Source organism: Blautia sp. TM10-2, from assembly GCF_003480845.1.
GTDB classification, from domain to species: domain Bacteria; phylum Bacillota; class Clostridia; order Lachnospirales; family Lachnospiraceae; genus Fusicatenibacter; species Fusicatenibacter saccharivorans.
This window is the reverse complement of the sequence record NZ_QUJZ01000001.1, coordinates 267,907-280,857: the sequence shown is the minus strand read 5'-3', so window position 1 is coordinate 280,857 and position 12,951 is coordinate 267,907. Positions and strand designations below refer to the sequence as shown.

Sequence of the window (12,951 nt, the reverse complement as noted above, 5' to 3'; positions counted from 1 at the left end):
TCAGAGTAAAAACCAGATTTTTCGCTATATCCGTCTGACAGAGCTGATTTCTGAATTGATGGATATGGTGGATGAAAAGAAGATTGCCCTGAACCCTGCCTATGAGCTGTCCTTTCTCAAAAAGGAGGAACAGGTAGACCTGTTGGACGCGATGGACAGCGAACAGGCTACCCCTTCTCTTTCTCAAGCCCAGCGGCTCAAGAAATACAGTCAGGAGGGGCATCTGACCCTCGATATGATGCGTGTCATCATGGGTGAGGAAAAGAAAAGCGATCTGGACCGAGTGACATTTACCTCTGACACCTTGCGGAAGTATTTCCCTAAAAGCTATACGCCCCAGCGGATGCAGGAAACCATCATCAAGCTGCTGGAGGCATGGCAGAAAAAGCGTCAGAGAGACCAGGAACGATGAAAGGAGCCGCCTATGATGGATATTTCAGCAAGGGAGCTGAAAGGACATAACATTCTTGCCGTGGAACGCTTTGAGGACAGCACCCGATGGATGATTGAGTTTGTTGTTCTCCATCCGTGTAGTGCTTACGGGAGCAGAGGTGATGAAATGCGTCTGTTTCTTGCAGAGGACAGCTATCAGAATGCTCTCCAAGACCAGCAGCGCCGGAAAATCAAAATCAAGCGGTATGCCCGTGTTGTTGAGGGACACATCCTCGACTTTAAGCCGGGAAAGAAACGCACAAGAAAATATAGAGAAAGTTGAACGCCACAATTCTTTGATTTGGGATTGTGGCTTTTTTTATATCCAAAAGTCGGAAGGAGTGAGGTCGATGGCCGTTTTTCGCATTGAACGGACCCGTGATTATACTGTGATGAGCAATCATCATTTACGAAATGCAAACCTGTCGTTAAAAGCCAAGGGGCTGCTTTCCATGATGCTGTCTTTGCCAGAGGACTGGAATTACACCACCCGTGGTCTTGCAAGCTGTCCGACAGCAGATACGCCACTCTGGACGCTCAATACGAAAAGGAACAGTCCGAGCTTACCGCTGAAATCTCTGTTCTGGAAAAGGCTGTCAAGAGCTATGAGAAGCACGAAAAGGACGCTGATCGTTTTATCGCTCTGATTGACAAGTATGAGAACTTCGACAAGCTGACCATTGCTATGCTCAACGAGTTTATCGAGAAAATCCTTGTGCATGAGCGTGACCGTAAAGGCAGTATACAGACCACACAGGAGGTCGAGATTTACTTCAATTTTGTTGGGCGATTCGTTCCCCCGGCGTTTGGAGAAGCGGAGCTTACCCCGGAGGAATTAGAGGAAATCCGCAAGCGTGAGGAACGCAAGGACAGGCTTCATCAGAACTACTTGAAGCGGAAAGCCAGCGGAGCGCAGAAGCGATACGAGGACAAAATCAAGAAGCGGAAAAAGGCAGAAATTGAAGCTAAGAAAGCCGCCATTCGTGCGGAGGACATTGCAAAGGGCGTGTTCGTCCCTGTCAGCAGTTTACCGCAGAGAGAGCCGATGAAAGGAGTACAAACAGCATGAATATCACTTACACACGGAACGGAGATTATCTTATCCCGAACATCGTTATCCGCAAGACCAAGCCCATCGGACACTACGGCAGACTTCGCAAGGCGTATCTGGAAATGCACCGCCCGATACTGTTCAATGAACTGGTGCTATCCGACAAGCTCTTTGAACATTGTGCCGAGATTGACGAAGCGGCACGAAACCGCATGGAGCAGATCGTGCGGTCACTGGCAGAGCAAAACGGTGTGACTGAGCAACTGAAAGCCGATAATCAAATGGAATGGGTGCGGCAGATGAACGCTTGCAAGGCACAGGCAGAGGAGATTGTGAAAGCGGAATTGATTTATGATTGAGCGAGGAAGTCCGGGCAGAAAACTGTTCGGACTTTTCTCATATAGTCCAAAGTTGCGGTAGAACTGTTCACAAGTTTTATGGTACAATTTGAATACGAAAAGTGAGCAACAAATGGAGGCTGGCTGACACATTTGTCTGCGGGCGTGATGTCCCAATCGGAAATTTCGTCAGACCATATCTCCATTTTAAAAGAAAAGAGCAAGGCCGGATAGACCTTACTCTTACATTATGAATCGGAATTTACGAAAGAGGTACAGAACATGAAGAAAATCAGAGGATTGCGTAGCTCCGGCAGAGCCGGAACGGCAGCAGCCAGAGTCGCCCCGGAGCTGGTGGAGCCGATTTTGGAGTAAATAAAAGGGGTGATGAAATTTTGCTGGAAACAACGCAAATAAAGCAGCGTTTACCGTTTATTGATTTGATAAGAGGTATAACCATTATTGAAATGATTTCGTATCATTTCTTATGGGATTTAGTTTATCTGTATAATGCAGATATTCCATGGTATAAGTCCCACGGTGCCTATATTTGGCAGCAATCCATTTGCTGGACTTTTATTTTGCTGGCTGGGTTCAGCTGGCATTTAGGAAAAAAACACATGAAAAGGGGATTGTGGGCGTTTGGTGGTGGTGTGGTCGTTTCGCTCGTTACCGCCATAGTTCTTCCCAATGATCGGGTGCGCTACGGTGTTCTAACGCTTATTGGCAGCTGTATTTTGATATGGATTTTACTGGATAAGGTTCTGAAAAAAATCCCGGCTGGGGTTGGGGTAAGTGTTAGTTTTGTGCTATTCCTCATTCTCAGAAGTTGGACGAAGCAAGACCCTATCCAACTATCTGATAATTTGCTGAATGTTACATGGTTGAAATCGGTATTAGCTTATATTGGATTTCCGCAAGCTGGCTTTTCATCTACCGACTATTTTCCGTTGCTCCCATGGATTTTCTTATTTGCAACAGGATATTTCCTGTACAGTTTCTTACAGGAAAAGGGGCTGATTAACCGGCTATTTGGAAAATGGAAAGTTCCAGGTATTAACTTTTTAGGGAAACATTCGCTTATTATTTACATGATACACCAACCGATCTGCTATGTTGTAGCGTTCTTGGTTTCGGAGATTTTTTAATATTGAGCCGTTGATCGGTGGAGTAAACAAGAAAGGAAGCCCCCAAAAAGGGGGCTTCCTTTCTTTAATATCGGCAAATGTGTTTATTTTTGATTATCACAGTTTGTAGCCGGTGATGTATCGGTCGCTACCAACTTCGCCAGCGAAGAAATCGTTAAGGGAGCTGCAAGCGAAGAATCTCTAATACGACAGATTCAAGTTTGGCGAACTGATAAAATCCCTTTAGGAACTAAAGGGTGCACTTCTATACTCTCCTATCGGGAGTATCGTGCGTCCTGCGGAGCTTCATTCTCTGTCAGCAGAAAAAAGCTGCATGACCGAGAATGTTTCGTCACTTCGTTCCGTCAAGGTGGCTACACCCCCTTGCGCTGCTAATGCGGCTATCCCTTGTGTACTTGCCGTCCGCAAACGGTTTTGACAAACCGTTCGCCGCCAGCAAGTTTGGAAAAACAAATACCGAAAATCAGACCGTTGACTGGTCGCACTATGCGAAAAGTTGACGGTCTTTTTTTATCCCCAAAATCAAAAATAGGAGGTCAATCACAATGACAAAACCGAAAACCCTTGACCAGCTCCGAGCCGAAAAGGAACGGGCCGAGACGCAGCTTGCACAGGAACAGCACAAGCTCAACCGTCTTGAGAACAGAAAGAAATATCTGGAGAAAGGCGAAAGGCAGAAACGCACCCATCGTCTTTGCAATCTGGGCGGCACGATTGAGAGCCTTGCCCCGGAGGTCAAAGATCTCACACGCACCGAAATGACAGAGCTGATGGAACAAATCTTTTCTTTGTCCGAAGTCCAGCGAGCCGTCCGTCACATGACGATTACCCACATCAGCCAAGCAAACGGAGAAAAGGAGTTGAAAGCCGATGGCACTATTTCATCTGAGCGTCACGCAGACTAAGCGAAGCGCAGGACAGTCCGCTATCGCTTCTGCTGCCTACCGAGCCGGGGAGCGATTGTATAGCGAGTATTACGGCGAATACAGCGACTACACCCGCAAGGGCGGCGTGATCTGCTCTGACATTCTCTTGCCGTCCCATGCACCGCCAGAATACGCAGACCGCCAAACCCTATGGAACGCCGTGGAAAAAGCCGAGCGTGGAAAGAACGCCCAGCTTGCATACAGCTTTGACATTGCCTTGCAGAATGAATTTTCCCTTGAGGAAAACATCGCTCTTGCAAGGCAATTTTTATTGGAGAACTTTGTGAGCCGTGGCATGGTGGTTGACTTCGCCGTACACCAGCCAGACCGGGAGGACGGCGGCGTACCCAATCCGCATTTTCATGTGCTTTGCCCCATCCGCCCCATCGAGCAGAACGGCAAATGGGGACTAAAGCAACGCCGGGTGTATGAGCTGGACGAGGACGGCAACCGTATCCGAGACGCAGACGGAAAGTTTGTGTTCAACGCCGTTCCCACTACCGACTGGGGCAGTCCCGAAACGCTGGAACATTGGCGTGAAGCATGGGCGGAGCTATGCAATGCCAAGTTTGCGGAAAAAGGTATTGATGTTCGTATCGACCACCGGAGCTATGAGCGTCAGGGCGTGGAGCTTTTTCCCACCGTCCATGAGGGCGCAACCGTCCAGGCAATGGAGAAGAAAGGCATACGCACCGAGAAAGGCGAGTTCAACCGCTGGATCAGAGCCACCAATGCCGTTATCCGGGACATCAAGAAGAAAATCGCTCTCCTGTTTGATTGGATTGCCGAAGCAAAAGCGGAGCTTGCCAAGCCGCAGGCACCCGACCTTGTTTCGCTGCTGAGCGCCTATTACACCCAGCGCAGAGCCGGGGCATATTCGCAGAAAGGCAAGGTCAGCAATCTAAAGGAGATGAACGAGACTTTCAATTATCTCCGGGCAAACGGCATTTACTCCCTTGAAGATTTGGAAAGCCGTGTCAGCGAACACAGTGCTGCCACAGAGAGCTTGAAGAAAACGCTGGACGAACAGACCGCCCGAATGAAAGCAATTAAGCAACTCTATGACAGCTCCGCCGCTTTCCAGAACTTGAAGCCTGTCTATGACGGCTTGCAGAAAATCAAGTTTGAGAAGCCCAGAGCCAAGTACAAGGCAGAGCATGAAGCGGAACTGATACAGTTCTACGCCGCCAGACGAAAGCTGACCGAGGAGTTCCCGGACGGCAAGGTGGATATGAAAAAGCTGTCCGACGAGTATGACGAGCTGGAACAGGCACACGAAAGCACCTACGGCGAGTTTAAGGCTGTCAGAGACGATTTACACCGCCTTTGGAAGGTCAAGTCATGTGTAGATACTGCCGCCCGATTTAACGAGCGTACAGAGGAACAAAAGCTCCAAAATCGACCCCAAACACGACAGAAAAAGGAGGAACTATCCCGATGAATTATACCCAAGCGCAGATTGACCGGGCAAATGCCGTCAGTCTGGAAGATTTTCTCCGCACACAGGGAGAGACACTGATAAAAAGCGGACGAGAATACCGCTGGAAAGAACATGACAGTCTGACCGTCCGGGGAAACAAGTGGTTTCGCCACAGCCAGAGCAAGGGCGGCTATCCCATTGATTTTGTCATAGAGTTTTACGGCAAGTCCTTTCCCGAAAGCTGACAATTATCCAGGGTAATCCCGGCGAGGGCAAGACCTACTTTGCCATGCGCCTTGCGGCGGCTTGCACCAATCGAAAGCCTTTGCCCGGTATGGAGACACTTGAACCTTTCAATATCATCTATCAGACCGCCGAGGACGGTCTGGGCGATACGGTCAAGCCCCGATTGATGGAAGCAGACGTAGCCCTTGCGCTGTAATTCTTTTTCAAGTTTTCTGCGTTCTTTCTCAGAATCCTTAAGTTCGCGGTTAAGCCGGGAAGCTTCTTTAGCGATGCCACCATTGGCATTCATGCAGGCATCTTTCCAGGCTTTGATCTGCTCGATATAAAGACCTTTTTTACGGGCATACTCGGCAAGTTCCGTTTCATTCATACCTGCTGTTTCAACAACAACTAAAAATTTATCCTGTGTACTCCAGTCATCAGGAACAGCATCCGTACCAGGAGCAGCATAGCCTTCCTTTCTGGCTTTATCCCGCCAGTTACGAAGTGTCTGTTCAGAGATTCCTTCTTCTCTGGATATCTTGGTAATAGATTCATTGTTTGGTGGAAGCATCCTCCTGAGGAGTGCATCCTTTAATTCTGGACTATCCTTTCGACATTTGCCCTGTCTCTTTTTTTGCCAATACCATAGACAGTTTTCTTTCATTTGCTGTTGTCTCCAATCTCCATACACTGATATGGATAAAGCCTGCCAAGTATCATGCTGATACAGCACCCGGCAGTGCTTTCTGAAAATATGGTTTCTCTGTACTTTTTCTTATCACCCCAGAGATGTAGGATTTCTCACAGGCGGCAGTGTGCTTCACTGCTCCATTGGAAGTTGTCACTCTGTCAGTCGATTCTCCTCGCCCCAGACACAGAGCTGATCCAGCACAGTCATCAGCGTTTTTCCTCGTTCCGAAAGCGTATATTCCACCTTCGGCGGAATCTGCGGATACTCGGTGCGGACGATCAGTTTATCCGCTTCCAGCTCCTTGACAGTCTACATCTGCATTTTTAAAAATATGCGTTTCAAGATTTTTTGAAAGTAAGCGCAAAATAATTCGACGGATTGTGTTGCCCTAAAAATCAATTCATAATAATCATTAGAGAATGCAAGCATTTCACTTCATTTTCTCTTGCTTGAAATGATAGATGCGAGCATTTTACTCTATTCAAGTTATCCCTGTGTGTTAGGATAGTTGTCAGTGAAAGATAATTACTTTTGTGGTAGTATGTAGCTATCACAGGAAGGGAGCTTTCGCTATGAACTATGACGAAGAAGGCGATGGATAAACTGATTACAAGGAAGGAAGCAGCCAGTATACTGGGAATCAGCGTAAAAACACTGGATGCTGTAAGAACAGACGGTTTGATCTCCTATGTTCAGTATGTGGAAAACGGCTGCTGATGCAGTCAGCACAGATTAGGATGACAACGCTGATTGACTATACATCAAAAGTGAAGAACTTGGCTTTGTTGGCAGTAGTCTACCAGAATTTTTCATTACAGTGTTTTGCTAAAGGAATCCGATGGAGCTATACCCTGGATTTTTCTGTATTCTCTGGGTGACATTTTGACTATAGACTGAAAAGCGCTTGAAAATTTCCCCTGGGTTTGGTAGCCTACCTGGGAAGCAATATCCGCGATAGTGTCATTTGTTTCCCGTAATAATTTCATAGCCTGACGCACTCGAAATTCCTTCATATAGGTGGCGATAGGCTGGCCGTAGACTGCCTTGAATATCTCCTTTAGAGTGGAGGTATTTATCAAATACTGTTTGGAAAGTTCTGCGATCGTAAATCGTTGATCCAAGTGCTCTGTCAACTGTTGATGAATTTCTTTTATCAATTCGGTTTGCTGGGAGAAGTATTGAGTCAATTCTTTATGCTCCGATTTCATGTTGCTCAAATAAATCAAAATTTCCAGCACCTTCAATTTCAAGAGGGAAATTCGAACGGATACAGGAGCAGAAAAGAGTGGGGCAAAAATGTGCTCTAAATCGGAACAGGACGGGATTGCGGATGGTTTTCCGGAGCAAAATCGATCCCGTAACTGGTCTGCCTCCACACCGGCATTCTTTAAAACTTCCGGGCAAATGGAAGAGAGCTGTTTCAGATCCACGGAAATGGAAATTCCCTCTGAATATCCTAGGGGAAACATCATGGCGGAATCCGCGCAGCAGGCCATACTGTGTGCTGTCACATCACCTGTACCTAAATAGACGGCAGTACCGTCTTGCATATTCCAACCCACGCGACCACTGCGACAATAGTAAATTTCTAAAACAGAATCCGAAGCATCATGCTGAAACTTGATCTCTGAAGCAAGAAAAACATTGAAGGATACCTCTATTCCAGGAAAAGTTTCATATGCCTCCATACCCCCTTTTCCAGCGGTAACCGCTCGAAACTGTTCTCCAAAGAGTGTGGTACCCGTTCCGCCAGCACGGCAATGCTTCAAGGCGAGTGTGCCGTTTGGAATCTTTTGAAATTTTTGAGCGATAACTTTGGATTCTTCTTTTTTCATGGCGTTCCTTTTTGTTTTTCTACTTGCGACGGACAGGCGATTTTTACAAGCCACTCAATCATGTGATGGAAATTTCGGGCCTGCTCGGTATCGGCCGCTTTATAATAGACCTCTTTTCCGTCCCGGCGGCTAACGATCAGACCTGCTGATTTCAACTGCTTGAGATGGTGAGAAACTGCAGGACTGCTCATATTTACCATGGCTGAAAGATTGATAACACATTCCTCACAGTGGCAAAGCAACCAAAAAATGCGAATACGGCTGCCATCCCCCAGCTGCTTGAAAATATCAGCTACGGTTTGAAAGTTTTCTACGCTGGGCATATGTTCCAGTTCCTGCTCGATAGTTTGTCCGTGGTCGTGTGGTAAGGGGTTCTGAATCATTTAGCACTCCTCCTTAAAGTCTATCTTACCATAGGCTGAAGGAAAAAGAAACTTTACTTCTGAAATATTTCTGGTTCAGGACCAGCGTCATGGGTGTAATCCAAGATACGGACACCATCACCTATCTCTTTCTGCACCAGCTCCCGCATACGTTTGGCAAAAGGACAGGGGTAACCAATGGGAGTCATGTGATATTGTTCCAGCACATCTTTCAACGTGATTCCTTGCATTCTTTGTTCCGCTGTTTTTTGAATGTCCAAGTAAAAATCCCGCAGCACCAGTTGAATATTTACACTCACGCCACAGGCAGGATTGGTGTGGATGTCCTGATGGAGCAGGGGCTTGTTGCCCTCTACTGCCCGATAGGCATCCAGCAGAGTGATTTTCTCCGGCTCACGAGCCAGAGCAGGTCGGGGATGTCCCTTCACGCTGACCAGCAGTCCTCCCTTCCGCAGGGCGGACATGAGCTGGCGCACATAGGCAGGATTCGTCTGAATGCTCTCTGCCAGCTTGTTACTGGTCAGGTCGCAGTTTGGGTACAGAGCGATAAAAGCCAGAATATGAACAGCATCGCTAAGGCGGGTAGAATATTTCATAGCCTGATCTCCTTTTTTACTTTGATGTTATTTTTATTATAACAACATATTGACAGTGACGCAAGAGGATGCTAAAATAATTTGAAGTAAGAATAAAAATAACACCCACTTGAAAGGAATGGTGACAATGAACTTCTATGATGATCTGGTCATGCAGACCCAGATGAATTATTCCAGGCACTATCATATCTATGCTTCCGGCGGTACGCCTTATCAGCTGACTGACAAAAAGCCGCTGCCGTATAGCGAACAGATCCATCGTTTGGTACAGGAGGTAAAGGAAGCTGACTGTGTGGTAGTGGGCGGAGCCTCCGGCCTGTCCGCTGCCGGTGGTGGAGATTTTTACTACGAGGACAACGACTCTTACCGCAAATACTTCCGCCCTTTTGCCGAGAAGTACCACTTCAAAGGTGCTTTTGCAGGGATGATGCACCCCTGGAAGACAAGGGAAGAGTATTGGGGGTATCTCGCCACATTCCTTCACACCACCCAGACCGCACCTGTGCGTCATTCCTATTTGGATTTAGACGCTTTGCTGAAAGGCAAGGACTTCTTCATCCTCACCACGAACCAGGATACCCAGTTTGTCAAACTCTACCCGGAGGAGAAGGTGGCAGAGATTCAGGGGGATCACCGCTTCTTCCAGTGTGCCGCCTGTTGTACCGATGACACTTGGGATGCGGTAAAGCCGGTGGCTGATATGGTAGCCGCTATGGGGAGTGACACGAAGATTCCCACGGATCTCATTCCCCGATGCCCCCACTGCGGCGGCGAGGCATTCCCTTGGGTGCGAGGATATGGGAATTTTCTGCAAGGAAAGAAATACGAAGAACAGTACGAAAAAATTTCTCGCTATGTGCTGGAACACAAAGACAGCAAAATTTTGTTCCTGGAGCTGGGCGTGGGCCGAATGACTCCCATGTTTATCCAAGAACCTTTCTGGAACATGACCCTCAGCTTTCCCCATGCTCGATATATTGCTGTCAACAACAAGTATAACTTCCTGCCCAAGCAGTTGGAGGACAAGGGCATGACCATTGTGGCCGACATTGCTCAAGTGCTACGGGATGCACGGGATACCATGGACAGCGGAGATAACGATCGATGAGGGGTGGAAACCAAGCGACGCTTCAGGAACTTGCTGAGCGTATTGATCAAGCAGATGCCGTTGTGATCGGAGGCGGCTCCGGCCTGTCAAGCGCGGCTGGATACGACCACTACCATTGGTCCCCGGCACTTTCGGAGGCATTGGCTCCCTTTCGCGAACAGTATGGCTTTACCTCTCCGCTGGCTGGATTCTACCATTGCTTTTCCAGCTATGGGGAACAGTGGGGGTATTACAGTCAATATATCCGCTTCATGTGGGAAGCCCCTACTGGGCAGCCCTATCTGGACCTGCAGGCGCTTGTTGCGGACAAACCTGCTTTTGTTCTGACCACCAATGTGGATCAGCAGTTTTTTCGAGTATTTCCCCAGAAACAAATTTGCGCCTTTCAGGGAGAATTTAGCTACTGCCAATGCAGTCAGCCCTGCCGGGATGATATTGGGGAAAACCGCGAACTGGTGAAGGAACTGACTGGTTGCCTGGCAGGTGTTCGCCTGCCGGAGGAGGCTGTTCCTCGTTGCCCGGATTGCGGGCGGGTGCTGGTGCCCTGGGTACGAGATGATACCTTTCTGGAGGGAACCTTCTGGCAGGATAGTCTGCATCGCTACCATAGATTCCTGCGACACTGGATAATGGATCAGTCCGACAAAAAAGTCCTGCTGTTGGAACTTGGCGTGGGTGAGATGACACCCAGTATCATCAAATTGCCCTTCTGGGAACTTACTGCCAAAAACGAAAACGTCTTTTATGCATGTCTTAATCGAGAGGCAGCTCATAGGCCAGAGCATCTGCGGGGACGCAGCCTGTATCTGCAAGGAGATTTGGCGGAAACTCTGGCTGCCCTCCGGCAGGAGCGATCCATCGCAGCAACCATAAAATAGAAAGGAGCGAACAAATATGGTTGATTGGAACCCTATTGCGAAAAAATTCAGAGAAGCGGACGCTATCCTGATCGGAGCCAGTAACGGCCTGTCCATCACCGAAGGACTGCATTTGTTTGCGGACAATGCGACTTTTGAAAGACTGTTTGGGGATTTCAAACAAAAATACGGCTTACGTTGTATTTTGCAGGGCATGATGGCCGGATGGCCCAGCGAGGAGGAAAAATGGGCCTTCTGGGCCCGGCTCATCCATCGTTACTGTGGGCAGTACCAGCCTACGCCGGTGATGAACGATTTGAAGGCCATTGTAGGAGAAAAAGATTACTTTGTCGTCACATCAAACGGAGAAGGTCACTTTGAACTGTGTGGCTTCGATCCGACGAAAATCTATGAGATTGAGGGCAACTGGATTACTATGCAGTGTGCCCGCCCCTGCCACGATACCCTCTATTCAAGTTTAGAGGTGGCCGAAAAATTATCGGCTGCCGAACAGGGCGGCCATGTGCCTACAGAGTTGGTGCCGCGTTGTCCCAAGTGCGGAGGTCCCATGGACATCCACATGGGCGCGGGTCAGAGAATGATCCCGGATACCTCTGCCCAGGCACGGTTCCAAAACTTTCTGAAAACCTACCACGGAAAGAAACTGGTGGTTCTGGAGCTGGGCATTGGCTGGCGCAATCAGCTGATCAAGGCCCCGATGATGCGCCTGGTGGCCGGCGAGCCAAACGCCACTTATGTGACCCTCAATCTTGGTGAGATCTACATTACGGACAATATCAAAGAAAAGTCCTTCGGTCTGGACGGGCGGCTGGATGAGCTGCTGCCTGCTCTCCGGGAGGCGTGCGAGGCATAACGATTTCGGAGCAAGTTCAAAATGACTATACGAATGCAGTGGACAGATGGAAAGATTCGATGCCATTGGGTGAGCCCGACTAATACCACTTATCTGCGATACCATGACGAGGAATGGGGCAGACCGGTCCACGATGACCAGTTGCTGTTTGAAATGTTGATTTTGGAGAATTTTCAGGCAGGCCTCACCTGGGAATGTGTCTTAAATAAACGAGAAGCATTTCGCCGTGCTTTTGCCGGGTTTGATTTACGGAAGGTGGCATCTTATAGCGAAGAAAAATTGACGGCTCTGCAAGCTGACTCTGGAATCATCCGTAACCGGCTGAAAATACGAGCTGCAGTGGTCAACGCACAAGCGTTTCAAAAGATACAGCAAGAGTGGGGCAGTTTTGACCGATACTTATGGCATTGGACAGATGAAAAGAGCATCCAAGAAGTAGACAAGGTCAGCTCACCATTATCGGATGCTATCTCAAAAGACTTGAAAAAGCGAGGCATGAAGTTTGTGGGGACCGTAATCATCTATGCCTATTTGCAGGCGGTGGGAGTTATCAACTCTCATGAATCAGGTTGCTTCCTGAATCCTTTGCAGCAGTAGAAAATGCAGAAAATAAAACGCCGGGAAGTTGACTCAAATCGTCAATGCCTCCCGGCTATTATCTTGCGGATTAGTATAGTTAGAATCATGGTATATATTTCATTCCCCATTGGGAAATGGCGTAAAAGACCGGCAACAGATCCCGTCCTTTCTCGGTGAGGGAGTATTCCACTCGTAGGGGCATTTCATTATATTGGATGCGCTGGATCAATTCATCCGCTTCCAGCTCCTTCAGGGCGTTGGTCAGGGCTGTATTGGTGATGGGCTTGAGAACTTTTTTCAGTTCCCCAAACCGCATGGGACACTTGATGCATAGTTCATAGAGAATTTGGAGTTTCCATTTGCCCTGCAGCATTTGAACCACCGGTGTGACCGGGCAGTTTCCATCATCGGTTAGAATGACACTGCCAACCTTTTCTTTGAATTCTTCATAAGTCATGATTGGATCTTTCCTCGTCTTTTGCAGT

Annotated in this window: 14 protein-coding genes and 6 pseudogenes; 14 read left to right on the top strand and 6 right to left on the bottom strand. The window is 48.1% G+C overall.

Annotated features, from left to right (window positions below):
• From DXD92_RS01485 to DXD92_RS01440, 9 genes and pseudogenes are all read left to right on the top strand, one after another.
• Positions 1-412, top strand: a pseudogene (locus DXD92_RS01485) (ParB/RepB/Spo0J family partition protein); the annotation flags it as partial.
• Between the two features lie 12 nt (positions 413-424).
• Positions 425-715, top strand: coding sequence for a DUF5720 family protein (locus DXD92_RS01480; RefSeq protein ID WP_118639936.1), 291 nt, complete (start codon positions 425-427; stop codon positions 713-715).
• 67 nt (positions 716-782) lie between these two features.
• Positions 783-935, top strand: a pseudogene (locus tag DXD92_RS01475) (helix-turn-helix domain-containing protein); the annotation flags it as partial.
• Positions 935-1,501: pseudogene (locus DXD92_RS01470) on the top strand (DUF4368 domain-containing protein); the annotation flags it as partial. The pseudogenes DXD92_RS01475 and DXD92_RS01470, both read left to right, overlap by 1 nt.
• The gene (locus DXD92_RS01465) at positions 1,498-1,842 is read left to right on the top strand and encodes a TnpV protein (RefSeq protein ID WP_118639935.1); all 345 of its coding nucleotides are present in this window, start codon (positions 1,498-1,500) and stop codon (positions 1,840-1,842) included. The pseudogene DXD92_RS01470 and the gene DXD92_RS01465, both read left to right, overlap by 4 nt.
• A gap of 374 nt (positions 1,843-2,216) precedes the next feature.
• Positions 2,217-2,969, top strand: a complete 753-nt coding sequence (locus DXD92_RS01460) for a heparan-alpha-glucosaminide N-acetyltransferase (protein ID WP_117509146.1) — start codon at positions 2,217-2,219, stop codon at positions 2,967-2,969.
• Positions 2,970-3,514: 545 nt separating this feature from the next.
• Complete coding sequence (locus DXD92_RS01450; RefSeq protein ID WP_117509145.1) at positions 3,515-3,874, top strand: DUF3847 domain-containing protein; 360 nt, start codon at positions 3,515-3,517, stop codon at positions 3,872-3,874.
• Positions 3,840-5,336 (top strand): MobQ family relaxase, encoded by a 1,497-nt coding sequence (gene mobQ / locus DXD92_RS01445; protein ID WP_118639934.1) that lies wholly within the window; start codon positions 3,840-3,842, stop codon positions 5,334-5,336. Before DXD92_RS01450 ends, mobQ begins: the two co-directional genes overlap by 35 nt.
• Positions 5,333-5,748: pseudogene (locus DXD92_RS01440) on the top strand (AAA family ATPase); the annotation flags it as partial. The gene mobQ and the pseudogene DXD92_RS01440, both read left to right, overlap by 4 nt.
• A gap of 258 nt (positions 5,749-6,006) precedes the next feature.
• On the opposite strand, the pseudogene DXD92_RS19145 reads toward DXD92_RS01440, so the two are convergent.
• Positions 6,007-6,207 (bottom strand): annotated as a pseudogene (locus tag DXD92_RS19145) (transposase); the annotation flags it as partial.
• Positions 6,208-6,384: 177 nt separating this feature from the next.
• Positions 6,385-6,540, bottom strand: a pseudogene (locus tag DXD92_RS01425) (winged helix-turn-helix transcriptional regulator); the annotation flags it as partial.
• Positions 6,541-6,813: 273 nt separating this feature from the next.
• Between DXD92_RS01425 and DXD92_RS01415 the strand changes: the two are divergent.
• On the top strand, positions 6,814-6,951 hold the full coding sequence (locus tag DXD92_RS01415) for a hypothetical protein (protein ID WP_442857661.1): 138 nt from the start codon (positions 6,814-6,816) through the stop codon (positions 6,949-6,951).
• Between the two features lie 95 nt (positions 6,952-7,046).
• Here the strand turns inward: DXD92_RS01415 and DXD92_RS01410 are convergent, their stop codons facing one another.
• From DXD92_RS01410 to DXD92_RS01400, 3 genes are read right to left on the bottom strand one after another with little or no spacing between them, the layout of a single operon-like run.
• On the bottom strand, positions 7,047-8,069 hold the full coding sequence (locus tag DXD92_RS01410; RefSeq protein ID WP_118639933.1) for a helix-turn-helix domain-containing protein: 1,023 nt from the start codon (positions 8,067-8,069) through the stop codon (positions 7,047-7,049).
• Positions 8,066-8,452 carry an ArsR/SmtB family transcription factor gene (locus DXD92_RS01405; protein ID WP_055228485.1) on the bottom strand — a complete coding sequence of 129 codons (387 nt, stop codon included), beginning with the start codon at positions 8,450-8,452 and terminating at the stop codon, positions 8,066-8,068. Before DXD92_RS01405 ends, DXD92_RS01410 begins: the two co-directional genes overlap by 4 nt.
• A gap of 53 nt (positions 8,453-8,505) precedes the next feature.
• On the bottom strand, positions 8,506-9,048 hold the full coding sequence (locus DXD92_RS01400; protein WP_243104816.1) for an Rrf2 family transcriptional regulator: 543 nt from the start codon (positions 9,046-9,048) through the stop codon (positions 8,506-8,508).
• 127 nt (positions 9,049-9,175) lie between these two features.
• On the opposite strand from DXD92_RS01400, the gene DXD92_RS01395 reads away from it, so the two are divergent.
• Genes DXD92_RS01395 through DXD92_RS01380 form a run of 4 tightly spaced genes read left to right on the top strand, consistent with a single transcriptional unit; the run spans position 9,176 to position 12,484 of the window.
• Complete coding sequence (locus DXD92_RS01395) at positions 9,176-10,156, top strand: NAD-dependent protein deacetylase (RefSeq protein WP_173829423.1); 981 nt, start codon at positions 9,176-9,178, stop codon at positions 10,154-10,156.
• Positions 10,153-11,034: an NAD-dependent protein deacetylase, SIR2 family gene (locus DXD92_RS01390; protein WP_118639932.1), complete on the top strand. Its 882-nt coding sequence runs from the start codon at positions 10,153-10,155 to the stop codon at positions 11,032-11,034. Before DXD92_RS01395 ends, DXD92_RS01390 begins: the two co-directional genes overlap by 4 nt.
• Before the next feature lie 16 nt (positions 11,035-11,050).
• The gene (locus tag DXD92_RS01385; RefSeq protein ID WP_118639931.1) at positions 11,051-11,887 is read left to right on the top strand and encodes an NAD-dependent protein deacetylase, SIR2 family; all 837 of its coding nucleotides are present in this window, start codon (positions 11,051-11,053) and stop codon (positions 11,885-11,887) included.
• A gap of 33 nt (positions 11,888-11,920) precedes the next feature.
• Entirely contained in the window at positions 11,921-12,484 is a 564-nt protein-coding gene (locus DXD92_RS01380) for a DNA-3-methyladenine glycosylase I (RefSeq protein WP_118639952.1), read from the top strand.
• Between the two features lie 85 nt (positions 12,485-12,569).
• Here the strand turns inward: DXD92_RS01380 and DXD92_RS01375 are convergent, their stop codons facing one another.
• Positions 12,570-12,923 carry a winged helix-turn-helix transcriptional regulator gene (locus DXD92_RS01375; RefSeq protein WP_117800764.1) on the bottom strand — a complete coding sequence of 118 codons (354 nt, stop codon included), beginning with the start codon at positions 12,921-12,923 and terminating at the stop codon, positions 12,570-12,572.
• Positions 12,924-12,951 lie beyond the last annotated feature (28 nt).

Coding starts and splice junctions, on each gene's coding strand:
- DXD92_RS01465 (WP_118639935.1), top strand. CDS start 1,498: ATGAATATCACTTACACACGGAACGGAGATTATCTTATCCCGAACATC.
- DXD92_RS01400 (WP_243104816.1), bottom strand. CDS start 9,048: ATGAAATATTCTACCCGCCTTAGCGATGCTGTTCATATTCTGGCTTTT.
- mobQ (WP_118639934.1), top strand. CDS start 3,840: ATGGCACTATTTCATCTGAGCGTCACGCAGACTAAGCGAAGCGCAGGA.
- DXD92_RS01405 (WP_055228485.1), bottom strand. CDS start 8,452: ATGATTCAGAACCCCTTACCACACGACCACGGACAAACTATCGAGCAG.
- DXD92_RS01415 (WP_442857661.1), top strand. CDS start 6,814: ATGACGAAGAAGGCGATGGATAAACTGATTACAAGGAAGGAAGCAGCC.
- DXD92_RS01380 (WP_118639952.1), top strand. CDS start 11,921: ATGCAGTGGACAGATGGAAAGATTCGATGCCATTGGGTGAGCCCGACT.
- DXD92_RS01450 (WP_117509145.1), top strand. CDS start 3,515: ATGACAAAACCGAAAACCCTTGACCAGCTCCGAGCCGAAAAGGAACGG.
- DXD92_RS01410 (WP_118639933.1), bottom strand. CDS start 8,069: ATGAAAAAAGAAGAATCCAAAGTTATCGCTCAAAAATTTCAAAAGATT.
- DXD92_RS01385 (WP_118639931.1), top strand. CDS start 11,051: ATGGTTGATTGGAACCCTATTGCGAAAAAATTCAGAGAAGCGGACGCT.
- DXD92_RS01390 (WP_118639932.1), top strand. CDS start 10,153: ATGAGGGGTGGAAACCAAGCGACGCTTCAGGAACTTGCTGAGCGTATT.
- DXD92_RS01395 (WP_173829423.1), top strand. CDS start 9,176: ATGAACTTCTATGATGATCTGGTCATGCAGACCCAGATGAATTATTCC.
- DXD92_RS01480 (WP_118639936.1), top strand. CDS start 425: ATGATGGATATTTCAGCAAGGGAGCTGAAAGGACATAACATTCTTGCC.
- DXD92_RS01375 (WP_117800764.1), bottom strand. CDS start 12,923: ATGACTTATGAAGAATTCAAAGAAAAGGTTGGCAGTGTCATTCTAACC.